Here is a 20,965-nt window from a genome sequence, read left to right on the forward strand (position 1 = left end):
CGTCCTACCTGCCGGGGCTGGCCACCGGCCTGCCGAGCGCAACGGCGACAATCCGTTCGAGGTCCGCCGCGCTGCCCAGGTCGTGCGGGCGCACCACGGCGTCGTCGGCAACGTAGTAGAACGCCGCCCGGACGTCCTCGAGGGGCACGCCCTTCAGCCGTGACCAGGCGAGCCGGTACACGGCCAGCTGGACCGCCTTCGTCGTGAGCTGCCGCGCCGAAGGCCGGCGGCCGGTCTTCCAGTCCACCAGGTCCCAGCCGCCGTCGGCGTCGCGGAAGACGGCGTCGATGCGGCCGCGCACCACCACATCGCCGATCCTGGTCTCCACCGGAACCTCCACATGCACCGGAGCCCGGTCCGCCCATTCGGACCGCCGGAAGGTCTCGACCATGGCCTCCAGGCCGTAGGCCTCGTCGATGTGCCCGTCCGAGCCGGGGGCCTCCCCCAAATCCAGCATCCCCGCCGTGCCGAAGTACTCCTCCACCCAGGAGTGGAATGCCGTGCCCTTGCGGGCGGATATCCCGGGCTCGCGCGGCACGGGCCGCCGGAGCCGGGCCACCACGGCGCCGGGATCTTCGTCCAGGTCCACCAGGGTGGAAGCGGAGATGTGCCCGGGCAGGTGCACCTCGTGGACGGTGGTGCGCCGGTTGCGGCGGTCCAGCAGGGTGGCAGCCTCCTGGGCCCAGCCGCCGGCGGGCCCGCGCAGCGGCTGTCCCGGCGGGGCGGGCGCGGGCAGGTGCCCGGCCCCGGACCGCTGCAGGTGGTCCAGGACCAGGACAGCCGCGGAGTCCATGGCCGCGCGGCGACCCGGCCGCAGGCGCAGCCGTGCCCCGGTGCGGGGGTTGACCGGGCCCTCCAGCGGGTCGTAGGGCCACCCGGCCAGCTCGAGTTCCGAGGTCAGCGGGCTTTCCTCCGGCAGTGCGTCCTCCGTGACCGAGAGCGGGTGGACCGCGGCACTCCCCCGGCCCACCAGGGCCTCCAGTTCCGCCAGGAACGGGGACATGTCGGCGATGCCGGCCCGGGAGCCCACCCACGCGGCGCTGGAGACCCAGAGCACGTGCTTGGCCCGGGTGTAGGCCACGTAGGCCAGGCGCCGCTCTTCGGCCTCGCCGTGGGCCTGGACGTCGGCCTTGAAGTCCTTTTCGGCGTCGAGCCAGCCCTTCTGGTCCGGGTGCTCGAGGTCCCACTGCGGCAGGTCCGCGCGGTCGCCGCGCAGGGGCCAGGGCAGGGCCGCGGAGCCGCTGCTCCAGCGGGAGTCGCGGCTGCTCGGGAAGGCGCCGGCGTTCAGGCCGGGGACGAACACCACGTCCCACTCCAGACCCTTGGAGGCGTGCACCGTGAGCAGTTGGACGGCCTCGTGGTTGGCCTCGGGGGCCGCGGCGTCGAGGCCGTTCTCCTCGGCTGCGGCCGCCTCGAGCCAGGCCAGGAAGGCCAGGACGTCCACGCGCTGGGAGGTGTGCAGGAACCCGGCGGCCGCGTCCTGGAAGGCGTCCAGGTTGCGGCGGGCCTGGTGGATGCTGATCCCGGGCCGGGCGGCCACCTCGATGTCGAGCAGCATGGACCGTTCCACCTCGCCCAGCAGGGTGGTCAGGTCGTCGCCCATGAAGCTGCGCAGCTGCCGGAGTTCGGCCGAGAGCCGCTGCAGCCGGCCGAGGGCCTCGGTCCCCAGCTGCCGTCCGTGGGCCGAGGTCCAGCCGGGCCGGGGCAGCCAGTCCAGCGCCTCGACCAGGCTGGCACCGTCGGTCAGGTCCGTTTCGATGACGGCCGTGTCGGCGTCGTCGAGGTCCTCGTCGGCGCCGGCCCCGGGCGCCCCGCGCCGCCGGGCCAGGAAGCTGGACCAGTCGCGGAAGGCCATCAGGTCCGCGGGTCCGATCCGCCAGCGGGCCCCGGCGAGCAGGCGCATCAGCGAGTCCGACCGGCCCGGATCCGCCAGGACGCGGAGGGTGGCGACGAGGTCGACGATTTCCGGGGTGTCCAGCAGACCGCCGAGGCCGACGATCTCGTACGGGATGCCGCGGAGCTCGAATTCCTTGCGGATGCACTCCATCTGGGCGCGGCGCCGGCAGAGCACGGCCATCGCGGGCGGTTCAAAGTCCCCTGTGCCGGCGCTGCCGCTGAAGTCGGTCCGGCGGTAGGTCAGGACGTCGCCGGCGATGGCGGCCGCTTCCTCCTCATCGGTGCCGAACCGGCCCATCACCACGCGGCCCTCCACCGCGGCGGGGCTGGGTTGCAGCGGCGGAACCTCGACGGCGGGGGCGGTGTCCCGGGCGCCGGCGGGACCGGCTTCCCCGGCGGCGCGGCTGAGGGGTGCCGAGATCACGTTGGCGGCGTCGAGGATGGTGCGGCCGTTGCGCCAGGCCGTGGTCAGGTACGACGTCGGCGCCACGGCGAAGCGGCGGTCCGTGCCCCCGTCGCCGACGTCGCCGCCGGCACCGGAGCCGGCCTCACCGACCAGTACCGGGAACTCCCGCACGAAGTGGAAGAGCTGCCCCGCGGAGGCGCCGCGGAAGCCGTAGATGGACTGGTTGGGGTCCCCCACCGCGGTGACGGCGTGGCCGCCGCCGAAGAGCCGGGAGAACAGCACCAGCTGGGCGTGCGAGGTGTCCTGGAATTCGTCGAGTAGCACCACCTTGTAGCGCTGGCGTTCGGTCTGCGCGGCCAGCGGGATCTCGCTGGCAACCCGGGCGGCCAGGGCCACGAGGTCGCCGAAGTCGAGGGCGCCGCGGGCCCGCTTGGCCTCCGCATACCGGCCCACCATGTCCGCCACGCTGGCGCGGGTCCGGAACAGGGCGCTGAGCTCGGCAGCGGCCTGGGTGGGGTTCTTCCTGGCGGTGGCCAGGTACGGCAGGGACTCGAACTCCTGGACCCGGTCCAGCAGCCAGGCACGGACCCCGGCCGGCTCTTGCAGGTGTTCGGCGCACTCCCCCGCGAGCTGGATGACGGCCTTGACCAAAGTGGACTTGGCGGCGCGGAAGTGCTCGTAGTCGCCGTCGTAGGCTTCGACCACCTCGCTGGCGAGCTGGAAGGACTGCGCGGCGCCCAGGAGCACCACGTCGCGTTCGACGCCGAGCCGGAGGCCGTAGTCGGAGACGATCCCGCTGGCGTAGGAGTGGTAGGTGGAGACTTTCGGCTCCAGCGCCTCGGTGCTGAGCAGCCCGGCGGGGAACACCGAGTGGTCCCGGTCCTCGGCGGCGATCCGGGCCAGGGCGGTGAGCTTCGCCCGGATCCGGGTGGCCAATTCGCCGGCAGCCTTGCGGGTGAAGGTCACGCCGAGGACTTCTTCGGGGCTGACCCAGCCGTTGGCCACCAGCCAGACCACCCGGTCCGCCATGGTGGCGGTCTTCCCGGAGCCGGCGCCGGCGATGACCAGCCGGGGTGCCAGCGGCGAGGAGATGATCAGGGACTGCTCCGCCGTGGGGCGGTTCTTTTCCCCGAGCATGGCCGAGAGCTCCTCGGGGCTGAACCGTGGATCCGGGAGGCTCATTCGGTGACCTGCTTTCCTCGGGCGCAGAGCGGGCAGACCTCGGGCAGGCGGCACCCGTGGCCGCCGTGGCCGCCCTTGGCCGGGTCGTGACGGGCCTCGAACGTGCTGCCGGACATGACCCGGGCGGAGTCGTTCACCAGGTCCAGGGCCCAGTTGGCGTCCGGGTCCAGCGGCGGCTGGTGCTGCACGCCAGGGCTCTTGGTGGTGGTCCCCAGCTGGGCGAGGACGGCGCCGCCGGGCCGGGGCGGCGGCCCGTCGTCGGGGCCGGCGAAACCGCCGGCGAGGACGGCCGCCTGGTAGGCGCCGAGCTGCGGGTGGCGTTCCAGCTCGGCCTTGCCGGGCTGACGTTTGCCGGTCTTCAGGTCCACGATCACCAGCCGGCCCTCGCCGTCGATCTCCAGCCGGTCCACCTGGCCGCGGAGCACCGCAGCGCGCGCGGGCCAGCCGTCCCCGTCGTCTGCCGCTCCGGCGGGGACGACGTCGGCCAGCTTGACCTCGAAATCCTGCTCCACCCCGAGCAGGCTGCGGCCCTCGCTGCGCATGACCAGGACGTACTGGGCGAGCTTGCGCACCATGCCCTCGGCCCGCTGGAAGTCCAGTTTGCCCTCCCAGTTGTCCTTCATGCCCAGGGTGGGCCAGCGTTTGACCAGCTCGGCCACGTATTCGCCGCCGGAGGCCTCGGGAAGGTCCTGCGCGATGGCGTGGACGAGGGTGCCGAGGCTGCGGGCGAAATCGGTGGCGGCCTCCCCGCCGGCGGCCTGGACGAACCAGTCCAGCGGCGACTTCTGCACCGTCTCGACCTTGGAGGGTGAGACGAAGACCGTGCCGCCGGGCGGCACCACCGGCTCCGCCGTGGACAGCGGAGCCAGGCCCCACCACTGGTCCGGATGGGCGCCGGGCACGGGTGGTTCGGCGGCGGCGAGCGACCCCAGGATGGCTGCGGCCTCCTCGCCCTCGGCGGTCCCGGCCTGGGCGTGCTGGCGCAGTTCCGCGACCAGGGCCCGCAGCGTCAGCGGCCGTTCCACCGGGGTGTAGCCCCGCCGGTCCTGGCCCGGGGCCAGCGGCGCTGCGTAGTCGAGGAAGGACGAGGGCTGCTCGTCCTCGGAAGACACGGCGGTACAGATCAGCACCTCGCGTGCGCGGGAGACAGCGGTGGAGAAGCTACGCAGTTCGTCGTAGCGGATGTCCCGAAGCCGGCTGAGCGGATCGAGCCGCAGGGCGTAGTCCACTCCGTGCTCCACCGCGTCCGCGAACAGCGTGCTGCCCAGCAGCTCGCCGCGCAGCCGCGTGTTGGGCCAGACGCCTTCCTGCAGTCCGGGCACGATGACGACGGGCCATTCCCGCCCGGCGGCGCTGGCTGGGGTCATCAGCTCCACCGCGTCCTCCAGCTGGGCGCGGGCGGCCAGCGTGTCCATCGGCAGTTCCTGGCTGAGCAGGTACTCGAGGAACTGTTCCGGTCCGGACCCGGGCAGCTGGTCCACGTAGCGTTCGGCGGTGTGAAAGAGGGCCATCATGGCGTCCAGGTCCCGGTCCGCCCGGGCCCCGGCGGCACCGCCGGCCAGGGCGGCCTCGGTCCAGCGCTTCGCCAGGCCGGTGGCGTTCCACAGCGCCCACAGCACGGTCTCGGCGTTGGCGCCCGGCGCGGCGGCGGCCTCGCGTCCGGCGTGGATCATCCGGGCGATCCGCCGCGCCGAGCGTCCCTCCAGGCCGGTCGCGGCAAGCGCTCCTGGTTCCAGCAGCGCCTCGACCAGCAGGGCATCGCTGGCGCGCCCGCCGCCGCCGAGCAGTTCGTCCTGCCGCAGCGTCTGGCGCAGCCGCCGCAGCTCGATGGAGCTGGCCCCGCCGATGCGGGAGGTCAGCAGCGACACGGCAGCTTCGGCGGTCAGGGCCTCGGGGTCCAGGGCGACGGCGTAGGCGTCCAGCAGCGGCCGCACCGCAACCTCGTCCCGGACGGCGGCCTCGGCCACGGGAATCCGCACGGGAATGCCCTGCCCGGCCAGGTGCCGTTGCAGCTGGCTGAGCTGGCCGCCGTTGCGGACGATCACGGCGATGTCGCCCAGGGCGCGGCCCTCGTTCAGCTGAGCCTCGAGGATCCGCTGGGCCACATAACGCAGTTCGTGGACCGGTGAGGGCAGCAGGTGCCCCTCTACGGTGCCGGACACTGGCGGGTTTGGGGCGGCTGGGTTTGGGGCGGCGTGGTCCGGTGCCGCGGGTGCCGGGTAGTCCAGCCGCCGCGCGGTGGCGCCGCCGGAGCGGAGCGAGATCCGTTCGGCGACGGCCTGCCAAGCCTGCCCGACGGCGGGGGCCTGACGGTGCGCCGTCCAGAGCGGCCGTTCCAGCACGACGCCGCCCGGGGCGAGCAGCCGGGGCAGCTCCGCCACCAGGTCCGGCCGCGCACCGCGGAAGCCCTGCACGACGGTGTCCGGGCAGTAGGTCACCAGGGCGTCCTTGCCGGAGGCGATGTCGGCCAGCAGCTCGAAGACTGCCGGGTTCGCCTCCTGGATGTCGTCCACGAGGATCAATTGCAGCCGGTCCCGTTCGGCGGACAGGAAGTCGGGCGCGTCCTGGAAGATCTGGCGGGCGGCGGTGATGATGCCGGCTGGGTCAAAGGATTCCGGCATCCGCAGGTCCAGTACGTCGCGGTACTCGGCGTAGAGCGCCGCGGCGGCCTCCCAGTCCGGCCTGCCGCAACGGCGGCCCAGGGCGGCGAGGTCCTCGGCGGTGCGCCCGGATTCGATGATCCGGTCGAAGAGCTGCCGCACCTCCTGCCGGAAGCCGCGGGTGGGCAGGGCGGCGCCGAGGTCCTCCGGCCAGGGCAGCTCGAAGCCCGGACGCGCGTGGCCCTCGAGGAGTTCCTTGATGATCAGGTCCTGTTCGGGGCCGGAGAGCAGCTTCGGCGCCCGCGGCAGGGGCAGCACCCCCTCGGCTTTGGCCCGCCGGATCAGGTCGAAGGCGTAGGACGCCCAGGTGCGTGCCGGCGTCGTACTCAGGCTACGGTCCAGCCGCGCGGTGAAACGGTCCCGCAACGCGTCCGCGGCCAGCCGCCCCGGGGCCAGGATGAGCATCCGTTCGGGATCCAGGCCGTCCCGCCGGGCACGGTGCACCGCGGCCTCCACCAGAACCGTGGACTTCCCCGTGCCGGGCGCGCCGGGCACCAGGACCGGCCCGCTTCCGCGCGCGGGTTCGACGGCGGCGCGCTGGTCCGCGGACAGCTCCGGGGCCTGCGCGTGCCGGGTCCGCGGCGGCAGCAGCGTAAGCCCGGGCATGGGGGTGCCGGGGACAGCTGTTTCTTGCACGGCCTGGTTGGGCACGGTGGTGCAAGAATCGGTAAGGCTGATGCCGGCGGGGCGGTGGCTGGGGCTACTCACACAAACATTTCATCATCGGGCACCGACAGTTTCCGGCTGGCGGGCTCCAGCCGCTCCGCCACGGCGTCGATCGCGGCAAATTCCTCGTCGGTCGGCGCCCATCGGGCAGCCGCAAGGTCCACCCGCCACCGGCCCTCGCCGCTGCGCTGGAAGTCCAGGAAATCACCGCGCAGGGGTGTCCCCTCGGCCAGGTAGTGGGCGAGCGCGTCCCGCTCATGGGCGGGCGGCGCCTCACCGCTGGCCCGGATGATGCGCCACCAGGGGATCGAGCTGCCGTGGTGGCTGAGCACCGCGCCGACCTGCCGGGGGCCGCCGGAACCCAGCAACTCCGACACGTCGCCGTAGGCGAGGGCGGTCCCGGCCGGCACCATCGCACCGAGCTCCAGCACCGCCTCCACGTACTCCATCCGCATGCCATCAAGGGTACCGTCGCCGCCTCCGCGCCCCGGCCGCAGGTCGCTGCCCAGGACTGTCCGTGGCAGCAGGTAGCGTAATTGCATGAGCACTTGGCACACCCTCCCCCGCGCAGCATTCGACCTTGAAACCACCGGCCGGAATTCCCGCGCGGCGCGGATCGTGACGGCGTCGGTGACCCTGGTGGACGGGGACGGCGCCGTCATCAAGGAGCACGAGTGGCTCGCCGATCCCGGCGTCGAGATCCCCACCGAGGCCAGCGACATCCACGGCGTCACCACGGAGCGGGCCCGCAGCGAGGGCCGCCCCGCCGCTGAGGTGGTCCGGGAACTCGCCGGGGTGCTGCAGGAACTGTTCGACGCCGGGGTTCCAGTCATCGCCTTCAACGCCAGCTACGACTTCACGGTCCTCGCGGCGGAATCCGCGCGCTACGGGGTGCCCCAGCTGCACCGTTACCCGGTCCTGGACCCGTACATCATGAACAAGCAGGTGGACCGCTACCGCAAGGGCAAGCGCACGCTAACGGCCCTCTGCGAGGAATACGGCGTGGACCTGGACAACGCCCACACCTCTGCCGCCGACGCGCTCGCCACCCTGCGGGTCCTGGACGCGATGGCCGGAAAGTTCCCGAAGCTTCGGATGCCGGCGGCCCACCTGCACCAGCTGCAGGTGGAATGGGCCACCGCCCAGGCAGCGGACTTCCAGAGCTACCTTCGGAAAACCAAGCCGGCCGCGGTGATCGAGGGTGACTGGCCCGTCCTGCCGCCCGAGGACGCAAGCCGCGGCAGTTTCTAGCCGCTACCCCGTCGCCCGAGCTGCGGCGTCATAAATCGACATGTCCGCCCCGAAGATCGGCCGGAACCCTGCTTTTCGGCGTCCCATCGGCAGAATGAGACGGACCACACACAGCTTCCACACAGCCGGGACGCGCCCGCCACGCCGGACGGGATTCTGTGCATTGGACGGTGGCCGCCGCTCTCAAGCCGCACAGCCCACATGACACTCGCGTTATTCGCTTATCCCACCCCAGGGCGCCCGGAAATTCGATTTGATCCGGCCCAATGCCCCGGTGACACAATTATCTTTTGCGGTGCCGCCCTGGTGCGGCATGCCCTCCGGCGGCCGGACCTGCTGTCCCGCCGCCGCCCCAGGACTTCAGACGAAAGTGATTGCGTGATGAAAAGCAAAGCCTTGAAGTGGCTCACCGCCCTTCCGGTGGTCGTGGCCCTGTCGGTCTCCCTCGCCGCGTGCGGCGGCGGGTCCGCCCAGAGCTCGGGCTCCCCGACTGATGCCCTCCAGGGCAGCGACCAGACCTCCCTGGACAAGTACACCACCAAGGATGTCCCGGCCCTGGACAAGATCGACAAGTCCAAGCTCGGCCTGATCAGCGAGGGCACCCTGCGCGTGGGCACCCTCTCCGACGCCCCGCCGAACATCTTCATCGATCCCTCCGGCAAGTTCACCGGCTACGACAACGAGCTGCTGCGGGCCATGGCCGACAAGCTGGGGCTCAAGATCGAGTTCGCCTCCACAAAGTTCCAGGCGCTTCTCAGCCAGGTGAAGAACAAGCAGTTCGACGTCGGCTCGTCCTCGATTTCCACCACGGACGCGCGCCGCGAAACGGTTGCGTTCACTAACGGTTATGACTTCGGCTACATGGCTCTTGTGACTAAAGAGGACGCCAAGGTCCAGAAATTCGCCGACCTGAAGGGCAGCCTCCGCATCGGCGTCGTCAGCGGCAGTGTGCAGGAGGACTACGTCAAGAACACCCTCAAGCTTGAGCCTGTTTCCTTCCCCGACTACAACACCGTGTTCGCCAGCCTCAAGAGTGGGCAGGTTGACGCCTGGGTGGCTCCGTCCCAGCAGGCCACCGGCCAGGTCAAGCCCGGCGACGGTACCAAGATTGCCGAGAAGAAGCTCAACACGCAGAACTTCACCGCCTACGCCGTAGCCAAGGACAACCCTGCCCTGCTCGACGCGCTTAACTCTGCCCTCGACGCCGTGGTTGCCGACGGAACCTGGTCCAAGCTGACCGCCCAGTGGTACACGGACCGCCCGACGTCCGCCGAGCAGACCCCCGAGGGGTGGAAGCCGGGCAGCAAGGCCGTCAAGGTCCCCGCGAAATAGTCACCGGCTACCAGGAGAGATAGCGACGCCATATGGATTACCTGACACGACTCGGAGAGACCTTCTTTGACTGGGGGAAGATCGCTGAGGTCTTGCCAAGCATGTTCACCGTTGGCCTGCCCAACACCTTGGTCCTTGCGATCACCTCTGGACTTATCGGTGCGTTCCTCGGTCTGATTCTGGCTCTCATGGGAATATCCCGTAATCCCGTGGCACGGTGGGCGGCCCGGGTGTACACGGACGTTTTTCGTGGACTCCCGGCCGTCCTCACCATCCTGGTCATCGGACTTGGATTCGGACCGATTTTCCGCGAGATATCGGGTAGCAACAGCCCCTACCCCATGGGCGTTGCGGCTCTGTCGCTCATGGCCGCCGCGTACACGGGCGAAATCTTCCGCTCCGGCATTCAGAGCGTAGACAAGGGTCAGCTTGAGGCGTCACGGGCCTTGGGGTTCGGTTATGGCCCGTCCATGCGCCTAGTCGTGGTGCCGCAAGGTATCCGCCGGGTACTTCCTGCCCTGATGAACCAGTTCATCGCTCTGATCAAAGATTCCTCGTTGGTATTCACCTTGGGCTTGCTGGCAACGGAACGGGAATTGTTCCAGATCGGCCAGGACGCCGCCGCACGCAGCGGGAACCTATCCCCGTACGTGGCAGCGGCTATTTTCTACCTCGCCATGACCATTCCACTCACTCACCTGGTGAACTTTATTGATTCCCGGCTGCGCTCCGGCCGGCCGGAAAAGAAGCAACCGGACGAGGCTGCCGCCGTCGTCGGAAAGGGAGCCCAGGCATGAGCGAATTCGCGTCCGGATCACTGACGGCTAAGAACATCCACCTGTCCTTTGGGTCGAACCACGTCCTGCGCGGCATCGACCTGCACGTCGAGAAGGGCACCACGGCCTCCGTGATCGGCCCTTCCGGCTCCGGCAAGTCGACGCTGTTGCGGGTGATGAACCGGCTGATCGAACCGGACCAGGGCGACATCCTGCTCGACGGCCGGTCCGTGCTCAAGGACAACCCGGATGAGCTGCGCCGCCGCATCGGCATGGTCTTCCAGCAGTTCAACCTCTTCCCGCACAAGACCGTCGAGGAGAACGTCTCCCTGGCCCTGCGCAAGCTCCGCGGCATGTCCAAGGACCAGGCCCGCGAGGAGGCCCTGGCACAGCTGGACCTGGTGGGCCTGAAGCATAAGGCCGATTCCCGGCCTGCGAACCTCTCCGGCGGCCAGCAGCAGCGCGTGGCGATCGCCCGGGCGCTGGCCATGAAGCCCGAGGTGATGTTCTTCGACGAGGCCACCTCGGCGCTGGACCCGGAGCTGGTCAAGGGCGTCCTGGCACTCATGGCCGACCTGGCCAAGGGCGGCATGACGATGGTGGTGGTGACCCACGAGATGGGCTTCTCCCGCAACGTCTCGGACACCGTGACCTTCATGGACGCCGGCAAGGTGGTGGAGTCCGGCGCCCCGGAGCAGGTCTTCACCGACCCGCGGACCGAACGGCTCCGCGGCTTCCTTGCGGACGTCCTCTAGGCAGCACCTCCTTAAGCGACTGAAGGCACCCGCCGCGGCGGGTGCCTTCAGTCGTTTCAGCGCCGGTCAGGCGGTGGCGGCCGCGGCGGCCTTCGCGGCGGCCGGGAGCGCGTCGAAGATCCGGTTCATGGCGGCGTCGTCGTGCGCGGCGGAGAGGAACCATGCCTCGAAGACGGATGGCGGCAGGTACACCCCGGAGTCCAGCATGGAGTGGAAGAACGGCGCGTACCGGAAGACCTCCTGGCCCTGGGCGTCGTCGTAGTTGTGGACGCCCCGGGCGGAGGTCCCGAAGGCCACGGAGAACAGGTTCCCCGCCCGCTGGATGGAGTGGTCGACGCCGGCGGCGTCCAGCGCCTCCGACAGGGCGCCGGAGAGTTCCAGGGAGCGGGCGTCGACGAAGTCGTAGACCTCCGCGGTTGCGTGCGTGAGGGTCGCGACGCCGGCGGCCATGGCCACCGGGTTACCGGAGAGCGTGCCGGCCTGGTAGACCGGGCCCACGGGTGCGAGGTAGTCCATCACGTCGGCGCGGCCGCCCAGGGCCGCCGTCGGCATCCCGCCTCCAATGACTTTCCCGAAGGTCAGCAGGTCCGGGGCCCACGGTTCGGCAGCGTCGGCCGCGCCACCGGTGAGGCCCCAGTAGCCGGCGTAGCCGGTGCGGAAGCCGGTGAGGACCTCGTCCAGGATCAGCAGCGCGCCGTGCTCCCTGGTGATCCGGGACAGGCCCGCGTTGAAGCCCTCCCCCGGGGTCACCACGCCCATGTTCGCGGGTGCGGCCTCGGTGATGACGGCGGCGATGTTGGGCCCGTGCGCTGCGAAGGCGGCCTCGACGGCGTCGAGGTCGTTGTAGGGCAGCACGAGGGTTTCCGCGGCCGTGGCGGCGGTGACGCCGGCGGAGCCCGGCAGGGCGAGGGTGGCCAGGCCGGAGCCGGCGGCGGCGAGCAGGCCGTCGAGGTGGCCGTGGTAGCAGCCGGCGAACTTGATGACCAGGTTGCGGCCTGTGTAGCCGCGGGCCAGCCGGATGGCGGTCATGGTGGCCTCGGTGCCGGTGGAGACCATCCGGACCCGTTCCGCGGCGGGGACGCGTTCGCGGACCAGCGCGGCGAGGTTGGCCTCGTCCGGGGTGGAGGCGCCGAAGGAGAGGCCCTGGTCGACGGCCTCGTGGACGGCGGCGAGCACGGCAGGGTGGGCGTGGCCCAGCAGCGCCGGACCCCAGGAGCAGATCAGGTCGACGTACTGGTCGCCGTCGGCGTCGGTCAGGTAGGCGCCCTGGGCGGAGACCATGAACCGCGGCGTGCCGCCCACCGAGCCGAAGGCCCGGACCGGGGAGTTCACGCCGCCGGGCATCAGCCCGCGGGCTCGGTCGAACAGTTCCTCATTGCGGTGGTGGCTGGAAGTCATGAATCCTATTCTTTCAGTTCCGGGAGCCGGAGGTCCGGCTGCCCGTCTCGGTCTCCCCGGCCAGCAGGGCGGCGACGCGCGGAGCCACGTCGGTGCCGAACAGCTCGATGGAGCGCATCATGGCGGCGTGCGGCAGGGTGCCGTTGCTGTATTTGAGGTCGAAGCGGTCCGCGCCCAGGTTCCGCTTGAGCAGGGCGATCTTCGCGGCCACCGTCTCCGGTGAGCCGACATAGAGCGCCCCCTCGGGGCTGCAGAGCTGGTCGAACTCGGCCCGGCTGCCCGGACCCCAGCCGCGTTCGGAACCCAGCTGGTTCCGCTGCGCCAGCCAATGCGGGAAGAACTCCTCCCGCGCTTCCTCGTCGGTGGCGGCGATGTGACCGGGCGAGTGGGTGGCGACCTGCTGCAGGGGGTGGCCGTACTTTTCCATCGCCTCCCGGTACAGCCCCGCCAGCGGCCCGAAGGCCCGGGGCGCCCCGCCGATGATGGCGAAGATGATCGGGTAGCCGTACTGGGCGCAGCGGAGGACGGACTCGGGGGTACCGCCGACGCCGATCCAGGCCGGCAGCAGGTGGTGCTCCAGCGGCGGGTAGACGCTCAGCCCGTTGATGGGCGCCCGGGTGCGGCCCTCCCACTTGATGGGTTTCTGCGCCCGGACCGTGTCGAAGAGTTCGAGCTTTTCCTCGAACAGGACCTCGTAGTCGGCCAGGTCCAGGCCGAAGAGCGGGAAGGACTCAATGAAGGAGCCGCGGCCCAGCATGACCTCGGCACGGCCGTTGGCGATCGCGTCCACGGTGGCGAAGCGCTGGAACACCCGGATGGGGTCATCGGAGCTGAGCACGGTGACCGCGGAGCCGAGCCGGATCCGCTTGGTGCGGGCGGCCGCGGCGGAGAGGAAGACCTCGGGCGCCGAGACGGCGAAGTCGCGGCGGTGGTGCTCCCCCACGCCGAAGGCGTGCAGCCCCACCTCGTCGGCGAGTTCCGCCTGTTCCAGCAGCTGGCGCAGCACCTGGGCGTGCGGGACCGGCTGGCCGTCCGGGAAGACACCGACGTCGCCGAAGGTGTTCAGGCCCAGCAGGATGGTCTCCGGGCCTACCGGCGCGGTGGGGTTCGCGGCGGACGCAGGATCCGGCTGCACGGCGTGGTTCACCGGGCCTCCTTCAGCCAGCCGGCGAGCTCGTTGGCCCAGTAGGTCAGGACCATGTTGGCGCCGGCGCGCTTGATGCCGAGCACGGACTCGGTGATGGCGGCGCGGCGGTCGATCCAGCCGTTCGCGGCGGCGGCCTCGATCATCGAGTACTCGCCGGAGATCTGGTAGGCGGCCACCGGCACGGGGCTCATGGCGGCGACGTCGGCGAGGATGTCGAGGTAGCTCATGGCGGGCTTGACCATCACCATGTCGGCGCCCTCCTCGAGGTCCAGTTCCACCTCCAGGATGGCCTCGCGCCGGTTGGCGGCGTCCATCTGGTAGGTGCGGCGGTCGCCGGTGAGCTGGGAGTCCACGGCCTCGCGGAACGGGCCGTAGAACGCGGAGGCGTACTTGGCGGCGTAGGCCACGACGGCGGTGTTGGCGTGGCCGGCCTGTTCCAGCGCCTGGCGGATGACGGCGATCTGGCCGTCCATCATGCCGGAGGGTCCGAGCACGTGGGCGCCGGCCTCGGCCTGGGCCACCGCCATCTGTCCGTAGATCTCCAGGGTGGCGTCGTTGTCGACGTAGCCGTTGCCGTCCAGGACACCGCAGTGGCCGTGGTCGGTGAATTCGTCGAGGCAGACGTCGCTCATCACCACCAGTTCGTCGCCCACCTCGGCCCGGACGTCGCGGATGGCCTTGTTCAGCACGCCCTCGGGGTCCAGGGAGGCGGTGCCCCGGGCGTCCCGCTCGGCGGGGATACCGAAGAGCATGATGCCGCCCACGCCCAGCTCCACGGCTTCGGCGGCGGCGCGCTTGAGCGAATCGGTGGTGTGCTGCTGCACCCCGGGCATCGACGCGATCGGGTTGGGCTCGGTGAGGCCCTCGCGGATGAAGGCGGGAAGGATCAGTTCGGCCGCGTTGAGCCGGTGTTCTGCCGTCAGGCGGCGCATCGCGGGGGTGGTGCGGAGCCGGCGGGGGCGGTGGGTCGGGAAGCTCATGGCTGGTCCTTCACTGTGGTGGGCGGTCGGGGGAAGTATGCGGGTGGTTCGGAATCAGGGCGTGGACTACGGCGGCCACCAGCCCGGAGGCGGTGGGTTCCTCGGCGACGGCGGCGACCTCCAGGCCGAGCGCCGCGGCCTGGGCCGCCGTCGAGCGGCCGATCGCCACGAGCCGGCACTCCCCCAGCGGCGTGAGCCCGGAGTGGATCCGCCGGGCGGCGCTCGGGGAGGCGGCGACGACGGCGTGCAGGGTGCCGGCGTCCACCGCGTCCCGGGCCTGGGCCGGGGTCAGGACGCGGGCACCATGGCCGGGTTCCCGGGCGGAGGGTCCATCTGTGGCGGCGGTGGTGGCGATGCGCCGGCGCGGGTCGGCCGGGTAGTCCACCGTGCGGTAGGCGGTGACGGCCTGGACGGCGGCGCCCCGGGCGGCGAGGCCGCGGCGCAGGGCCGGGTCGGCGATGTCGGCCTGGGGCAGGAAGACGCTGCCGGCCCGGTCGGGCCAGATGTCCAGCAGCCCGGCTCCTGACTGTTGCCCTGCCGGGGACAGGTCGACGGGGATGTCCAGTGCTTCGAGGACGCGGCGTGTGGCCGGGCCGATCGCGGCGATCTGCAGGCTGCCGGGAAGCCAGGCGTTGAGCGCGGAGCCACGCTCGGCGGCCAGTTCCTGGAGGACCTGGACGGCGGTGACGCTGCTGACCACCAGCCAGGTGTAGGCGCCGGCGCCGAGGGCGTCGAAGGCCACGCCCAGGGAGTGCTGGTCGGCGGCCTGTTCGAAGTCGATCAGCGGCAGCAGCAGCGGTTCGGCGCCGGTGGCGCGCAGCGCGGAGACCAGCGCCCCGGCCCGATCCGGGCTGCGGGTCACCAGCACGCGGGCGCCATCCAGCGGCCGCGGCACGGCGGTGCCGTCCGCCCCGGAAGTGGCGCTGCGGCGTCCCATCAGGCTGGTGGTCCTCCTCAGGAAGCGGTCAGGTCGGCGATGTCCGCCGCGCCGGCCGCGAGCAGTGCCTCGGCGAGCTCGATGCCGAGCAGGGTGGCGCCCACCTCGGTCAGCCCGTCGGTGGCCTTCTTGTCGCGGACGCTGGCGGTGCCGTCGACGGCGCAGACCACGGCGTCCAGGTGCAGCATGCTGCCCTTGCGGTAGGCGTAGGCGCCAACCGGGGCGGCGCAGCCGGCCTCGAGCCGGGCCAGCAGGGCCCGCTCGGCGGTGACGGCCAGGCGCGTGTCCGGGTCATCCAGCGCCGCGAGGGCCTGGGCGAGGACGCCTTGGGAGCCCTCGGTGGACCCGGCCTTGCGCGGGGCGTCGGCTGTGCGGCATTCGATGGCGAGTGAGCCCTGCCCGGCGGCGGGGAGCATCACGTCGGGGTCGAGGTATTCGCTGACCGCGTCCAGCCGGCCGATGCGGTGCAGCCCGGCGGCGGCGAGCACGACGGCGTCGAGGTCGCCGGACTTACCCGGCACCACGGCGTCGGTGGCGTTACCCGGCAGCCCGGGCACGCGGCCCAGGCGGGTGTCCACGTTGCCGCGGATGTCGCGGATGTCCAGGTCCGGGCGCGCCGCGCGGAGCTGGGCCGCACGCCGCGGTGAGCCGGTGCCCACCGTGGCGCCCGCGGGCAGCTGGGCCAGCGTCAGTCCGTCCCGGGCGCAGAGCACGTCGCGGACGTCCACGCGTTTCGGGGTCGCGGCCAGGCTCAGGCCGAGGGCCGGGCCGACGGGCAGGTCCTTGAGCGAGTGCACGGCCACATCGCAGGCGTCCTGGAGCAGGGCGTCGCGGAGGGCGGCAACGAAGACGCCGGTGCCGCCCATCTGGGACAGCGGGCCGGTGAGGACGTCACCGTCGGTGCGGATGTGCACCAGCTCCACGGGGAACCCGCCGACGGCCGCCAGCTGGTCCGCGGTCTGCTGGGTCTGGGTGAGGGCGAGCTTGCTGGCCCTCGTGCCGATCCGGACGGTCACGGCGCGGCGTGCCCGGTCACTTTGGCAGCCGCGGCGACGTCCGGGTAGGGATCGTGGCCCGTGCCGACGGTGGTGTCGGCGCCGGAGATGGTCGGCTTCTCACCGCGGAAGTTGGCGCAGCAGCCGGGGCGGCAGACGTCGTACCAGGGGCCGAGCTTGGTCAGGTGCGGACGCTCGGTGATGGTGTTGGAGCTGGTCCGTTCCGAGATCAGGTCCACGATGCCGGCGACGAACTTTCGGTGCGTGCCCGGGGTGGGGACGCGGGTGGCGGCGACGCCGAGCTTTTCGCAGGTCTCGAGGGCCTCGGTGTCCAGGTCCCAGACGACTTCCATGTGGTCGCTGACGAAGCCGAGCGGCACGATCACGACGCCCTTGACGCCCTGGCCGGCCAGGTCCTCGATGGCGTCGTTGATATCCGGTTCCAGCCACGGCACGTGCGGGGCGCCGGAGCGGGACTGGTAGACGAGGGACCACGGGGCGGTGTCACCGGTCTGGGCTTCGACGCGGCGGATGACCTCGCCGCCGGTGGCGAGGTGCTGCGCGGCGTAGGCAGAGTCCTGTTCGAACCGGCGCGGTTCGCCCTCGGAGCGGCCGGACGCCTCGGCGTCGCGGGTGGGGATGGAGTGGGTGGCGAAGAGGATGTGCACCGGGGCGTCCGGAGTTCCGGCGGCGGACAGCTGGGCGCGGACCTCGGCAAGGCCGGCGGCGGTGCCCTCGACGAACGGTTCGACGAAGCCGGGGTGGTCGAAGTACTGGCGGACCTTGTCCACCTCGAGCTTGCCGTCCAGGCCGGTCTCGGTCAGGGCCATGCCGATGTCCTCGCGGTACTGGCGGCAGCTGGAGTAGCAGGAGTAGGCGCTGGTGGTGATCATCAGGACCTTGCGGTGCCCGGCGTCGTAGATCTCCTGCAGGGTCTGCGGGATGTAGGGGTCCCAGTTGCGGTTGCCCCAGAACACGGGCAGTTCGATGCCGCGCTTGGCCAGCTCGGCCTCCATGGCGGCCTTGAGCTCGCGGTTCTGGGCGTTGATGGGGCTGATGCCGCCATTGGCGCGGTAGTGGTGGGAGACCTCTTCGAGGCGCTCGTCCGGGATGCCGCGGCCGCGGGTGACGTTGCGCAGGAAGGGGATGACGTCTTCCTGGCCCTCGGGGCCGCCGAAGGAGGCCAGGAGCACGGCGTCGTAGTCCTTGGGGGCCATGCGGCCCGCCTCGGTGACGGGGTTGACGGAGGTCAGGTCGGTCTCAGCGGTCACGTTGCTCTCCAGCGTCATTGCAGTTTCCTTGGGATCGAACGGGCTCATGCGAGGACTTCCGCGACCTCGGCGGCGCTGACGCGGCGGCCGGTGTAGAACGGAACTTCCTCGCGGACGTGGTGGCGGGCCTCGGTGGCGCGCAGGTGGCGCATCAGGTCCACGAGGTCCACCAGTTCCGGGGCTTCCAGGCCGAGAATCCATTCCCAGTCGCCGAGGGCGAAGGAGGACACGGTGTTGGAGATGACCTGGGGGAAGTCGCGGCCCAGGAGGCCGTGGTCGCGGAGCATGGCGCCGCGCTCGGCCTCGGGCAGCAGGTACCACTCGTAGGAGCGGACGAAGGGATAGACGCAGAGCCACTCGGCCGGTTCCACGTTCCGGGAGAAGGCCGGGGTGTGGTTCTTGGCGAATTCTGCCTCGCGGTGGACGCCCATGGCGGACCAGGCGATCTCGGTGCCGGCGAAGAGCTTGCTGCGGCGGATGTCCCGGATCGCGCGCTGCAGCGCCTCCGGCTGCGGGCCGTGCAGCCAGACCATGATGTCCGCGTCAGCGCGCATGGCGGAGACATCGTAGCTGCCGCGGTGGATCACGCCGTCCTCGGCAAGCCGGCCGAGAAGTGCCTCGAAATCCCCGGCCGCATCGCCGCTGCGGAGGACATCGGAGGAGCGCTTGAAGACGGTCCAGAGCGTAAAGAACTGCTCGGCTGATTCTTCGGTTTTGGTGACAGATTCGGCAGAAGTGTGGCTCATATGTACCAGTCTGCCCCCTCCCCGAGACGAAGTCGAAACAGGGAACTTCTACAAGCGGTAGAAGTGACGAATGTCACACAAGCGGCCTCGGAGCCGGGCGTGTCAGGCCCGGCGCATCCGGAGGTAGACGGCGCCGGCGCCGAGGGAGACGGCCACCAGGCAGATGCCCCAGCCCACCAGCGCGGAGCCGCCGAAGGGCTGCACGTCGGAGGCGGCCTGCATGCTGTCGCCGGACCGGGCGCCCGCGGCCGGGGCGGCCTTCGCGGCTGCCCGGGTGCTGGCCGACGTCGGGCTGCCCGCGGGCGTGGGCGTCCCGGCGGCGCCGGGGGCCGCGGTCGCCGTGGCTGCGCCCGGAGCGGCGGGGGCTTCGGTGGGAGCCGGCGCCGGTGCGCTGCCTGCCCCGGCCGCCGGGGCAGCGGGAACGGCGGGGGCCGGGACAACCGGCGCCACGGTTCCGGGCGCGGCGGGAGCCGTGGTTCCGGGTGTGGCAGGGGCCGGGGTTCCGGGGGTTGCGGGAGCGGGTGCCGACGGTGAGGAGGGCTGGCTGGGGGTGCCGCCGGGCGAGGGCGAGGAGGACGACGGCGGGGCGGTGCTCCGGGTAGGGGTGGGGCTGGACCCGTCGTCGGAGGTGGGCGTCGGTGACGGGGTCCACGAGCCGCTCAGTCCGTCGATGAGGCCGCCGAGGCCCACGGAGACGGACGCGGTGGGGGCATCGGGGCTGGGTGTGGGCGTTGCAGCCTGGGTGGCGGGGACTCCCGCCGTAAGGACCAGCACCGCTCCGAGCACCGCTGCTGCCGTGCCGCGCCGGAGTCCCCCATGGCCGGCCGGCGGACTAAAATCTTCGGACCTGTGCGTAACCATGGTCATCGACTGTAGCGGCCCGTCAGGGGGCGGGGAAAATTTGCCGAACCGTTATTTTGCCGCTAGCGGAGGCAGGTCCGGATCCCTTACAGGAGGCCGCGGGACCACGTTCAGGGTGCGGAATCCCGGGCGACGGCGGGCAGCAGCGGGGCAATCTGGCGGGGGGTGTCCGCGACGATCGCGGCGAGACCGTTGCCGGCGACCCAGCCGCCGACGACGGCCAGGTCCCCCTCCGCGGCGCAGAGTTCCCGGACCCGGGCCACGCGCTGTTTGTGCCCCAGGGACGCGAACGGCAGGGCACCCGCCCAGCGCACCACATCCCACCCGGCGAGGTCGTCGCGGGAGAGGCCCACGCCCAGCAGCGTGGAGGCGTCCCGGAGGGCCGCGGCCAGCAGGTCCGCCTCGGCGTCGGGTTCCGGCATTGCGCCGGCGGTCGCGCTCACCGGGGCACCCGGCGTGGCGCCCCGGCCGTAGGAAAGCCGGAGGACGTGGCGGCCCGGGGCGGTGGATTCGTCCAGCCAGGCCCACTTGGCGGTGGCGTGGGTGAGGGCCTTGGCCTGGATGCCGGGGCTTTGCGGGGCCACCAGCACGCCCGTGCCGCGCGGGGCGGCATCCAGCTCGGACCGGTCCAGCACCAGGGTGACCAGCTTGACGTCCGGGCCGGCCGCGGGACGCAGGGCGGTGATTTCGGGGAGGACACCGGAGAGGAGGCCGACGGCGGCCGGGCCCTCGACGGCGACGACCAGCCTCCCGGCCCCGTACTCCTCTCCCCCGGCGGTGACCTGCCAGCCGGTGGGGGTCCGCCGGACCCCGGCGGCAGGGGTCCCCGCGAGAAGCGTGACGCCCAGGTCCGTGAGCTCGGCCAGCAGCGCCGTGACCAGCGTGTGCATGCCGCCGCGGAGGCCGGCGACGGCGGAGCCCGCCTTCTGCAGGGCGGCGCTCCCCTGCGGGGCAGTGCTCTCCTGCGGCGCAGCGCTCCCCTGCGGGGCAGTGCTCTCCTGCGGCGCAGCGCTCCCCTGCGGGGCAGTGCTCTCCTGCGGGGCCGCAGGGGTGGCGGTGGTGGAGGCCCGGCGCTGGGCCTTGACCGCAGCGGCGAGGGATCCGTGGGTGCGCAGGCCGGAGCGCAGGCCGGGGGCCACCATGTCCACGTCGAGCAGTGACGGGTCCGCCGAGTGCACGCCGCCCACCACCGGCGAGACCAGCCGGTCCAGGACGCGGCGGCCCATCCGGGCACGGACCAGGGCCGCCACGCTGGTGGCGGCGCCCCCGGTCCCCACGGAGGCCGGCAGGAGCGTGTCGACCCAGGCTCGGAGGGAGCCGGCCAGGCCCAGGGTGCGGCGGACCTCGGGGTCCCAGGGGTTTGCGGGGATGCCCAACACGCCGGTCCTGGGCAGTTCGCGCGGGCCTTCGGGCAGTTGCACCCATGCCCCGCCCGGGTTCGGGGCGACGATCTGCGGCCCCAGGCCCAGTTCACGGGCCAGCGCGGCGACGGCGTCGGAGCGGGTGGCGAAGGATTCGGCGCCGCTGTCCAGGGTCAGGCCGGCGACCACGTGGCTGCCGACGCAGCCGCCCCAGGTTCCGGTGGCCTCCAGCACGGTGGTGCGGACGCCGGCCCCGGCCAGTTGGCGGGCGGCCAGGAGTCCGGAGATGCCGCCGCCCACCACCACCGCGGTGGGGGCGGGGCTGGCGGACATGTCGTCGGGGGC

At 71.8% G+C, this 20,965-nt stretch carries 16 protein-coding genes; 4 read left to right on the plus strand and 12 right to left on the minus strand.

Annotated features, from left to right (window positions below; all coding sequences use genetic code 11):
* Positions 1 to 4: 4 nt before the first annotated feature.
* The 3 genes from ACFVY3_RS15290 to ACFVY3_RS15300 all read right to left on the minus strand — a co-directional run bounded on the left by ACFVY3_RS15290 (position 5) and on the right by ACFVY3_RS15300 (position 7,265).
* Complete coding sequence (locus tag ACFVY3_RS15290; RefSeq protein WP_400160354.1) at positions 5 to 3,484, minus strand: ATP-dependent helicase; 3,480 nt, start codon at positions 3,482 to 3,484, stop codon at positions 5 to 7.
* Positions 3,481 to 6,750 (minus strand): ATP-dependent helicase, encoded by a 3,270-nt coding sequence (locus ACFVY3_RS15295; RefSeq protein WP_400160372.1) that lies wholly within the window; start codon positions 6,748 to 6,750, stop codon positions 3,481 to 3,483. The genes ACFVY3_RS15290 and ACFVY3_RS15295 overlap by 4 nt, the downstream gene beginning before the upstream one ends.
* Before the next feature lie 98 nt (positions 6,751 to 6,848).
* Entirely contained in the window at positions 6,849 to 7,265 is a 417-nt protein-coding gene (locus tag ACFVY3_RS15300) for an MGMT family protein (protein WP_400160373.1), read from the minus strand.
* An 85-nt stretch (positions 7,266 to 7,350) separates the two neighbouring features.
* Here ACFVY3_RS15300 and ACFVY3_RS15305 point away from each other — a divergent pair, with 85 nt between their 5' ends.
* The 4 genes from ACFVY3_RS15305 (at position 7,351) to ACFVY3_RS15320 (ending at position 10,924) form a co-directional block, all read left to right on the plus strand.
* On the plus strand, positions 7,351 to 8,061 hold the full coding sequence (locus ACFVY3_RS15305; protein WP_364132957.1) for a 3'-5' exonuclease: 711 nt from the start codon (positions 7,351 to 7,353) through the stop codon (positions 8,059 to 8,061).
* 381 nt (positions 8,062 to 8,442) lie between these two features.
* Entirely contained in the window at positions 8,443 to 9,393 is a 951-nt protein-coding gene (locus ACFVY3_RS15310; RefSeq protein WP_400160355.1) for a substrate-binding periplasmic protein, read from the plus strand.
* Positions 9,394 to 9,425: 32 nt separating this feature from the next.
* The gene (locus tag ACFVY3_RS15315) at positions 9,426 to 10,190 is read left to right on the plus strand and encodes an amino acid ABC transporter permease (RefSeq protein WP_364132960.1); all 765 of its coding nucleotides are present in this window, start codon (positions 9,426 to 9,428) and stop codon (positions 10,188 to 10,190) included.
* Positions 10,187 to 10,924: an amino acid ABC transporter ATP-binding protein gene (locus ACFVY3_RS15320; protein WP_400160356.1), complete on the plus strand. Its 738-nt coding sequence runs from the start codon at positions 10,187 to 10,189 to the stop codon at positions 10,922 to 10,924. The genes ACFVY3_RS15315 and ACFVY3_RS15320 overlap by 4 nt, the downstream gene beginning before the upstream one ends.
* A gap of 66 nt (positions 10,925 to 10,990) precedes the next feature.
* On the opposite strand, the gene hemL is transcribed toward ACFVY3_RS15320, so the two are convergent.
* From hemL to hemG, 9 genes are all read right to left on the minus strand, one after another.
* Positions 10,991 to 12,322 carry a glutamate-1-semialdehyde 2,1-aminomutase gene (hemL, locus tag ACFVY3_RS15325; protein ID WP_400160357.1) on the minus strand — a complete coding sequence of 444 codons (1,332 nt, stop codon included), beginning with the start codon at positions 12,320 to 12,322 and terminating at the stop codon, positions 10,991 to 10,993.
* Between the two features lie 13 nt (positions 12,323 to 12,335).
* A complete protein-coding gene (locus tag ACFVY3_RS15330; RefSeq protein ID WP_400160358.1) occupies positions 12,336 to 13,469 on the minus strand; it encodes an LLM class flavin-dependent oxidoreductase in 1,134 nt (377 codons plus the stop codon).
* The gene (gene hemB, locus ACFVY3_RS15335) at positions 13,466 to 14,449 is read right to left on the minus strand and encodes a porphobilinogen synthase (RefSeq protein ID WP_400160359.1); all 984 of its coding nucleotides are present in this window, start codon (positions 14,447 to 14,449) and stop codon (positions 13,466 to 13,468) included. Before hemB ends, ACFVY3_RS15330 begins: the two co-directional genes overlap by 4 nt.
* Before the next feature lie 10 nt (positions 14,450 to 14,459).
* On the minus strand, positions 14,460 to 15,386 hold the full coding sequence (locus ACFVY3_RS15340) for a uroporphyrinogen-III synthase (protein WP_400160360.1): 927 nt from the start codon (positions 15,384 to 15,386) through the stop codon (positions 14,460 to 14,462).
* Positions 15,387 to 15,403: 17 nt separating this feature from the next.
* A complete protein-coding gene (gene hemC, locus ACFVY3_RS15345; RefSeq protein ID WP_364132977.1) occupies positions 15,404 to 16,402 on the minus strand; it encodes a hydroxymethylbilane synthase in 999 nt (332 codons plus the stop codon).
* Positions 16,399 to 17,670 (minus strand): ferrochelatase, encoded by a 1,272-nt coding sequence (locus tag ACFVY3_RS15350; RefSeq protein ID WP_400160361.1) that lies wholly within the window; start codon positions 17,668 to 17,670, stop codon positions 16,399 to 16,401. Before ACFVY3_RS15350 ends, hemC begins: the two co-directional genes overlap by 4 nt.
* 26 nt (positions 17,671 to 17,696) lie before the next feature.
* A complete protein-coding gene (gene hemQ, locus ACFVY3_RS15355; protein ID WP_400160362.1) occupies positions 17,697 to 18,398 on the minus strand; it encodes a hydrogen peroxide-dependent heme synthase in 702 nt (233 codons plus the stop codon).
* Between the two features lie 102 nt (positions 18,399 to 18,500).
* Entirely contained in the window at positions 18,501 to 19,259 is a 759-nt protein-coding gene (locus ACFVY3_RS15360; RefSeq protein WP_400160363.1) for a hypothetical protein, read from the minus strand.
* Between the two features lie 110 nt (positions 19,260 to 19,369).
* Complete coding sequence (gene hemG / locus ACFVY3_RS15365; RefSeq protein WP_400160374.1) at positions 19,370 to 20,953, minus strand: protoporphyrinogen oxidase; 1,584 nt, start codon at positions 20,951 to 20,953, stop codon at positions 19,370 to 19,372.
* Positions 20,954 to 20,965 lie beyond the last annotated feature (12 nt).

It is taken from the genome of Arthrobacter sp. BPSS-3 (assembly GCF_044628475.1).
Taxonomy (GTDB): domain Bacteria; phylum Actinomycetota; class Actinomycetes; order Actinomycetales; family Micrococcaceae; genus Arthrobacter.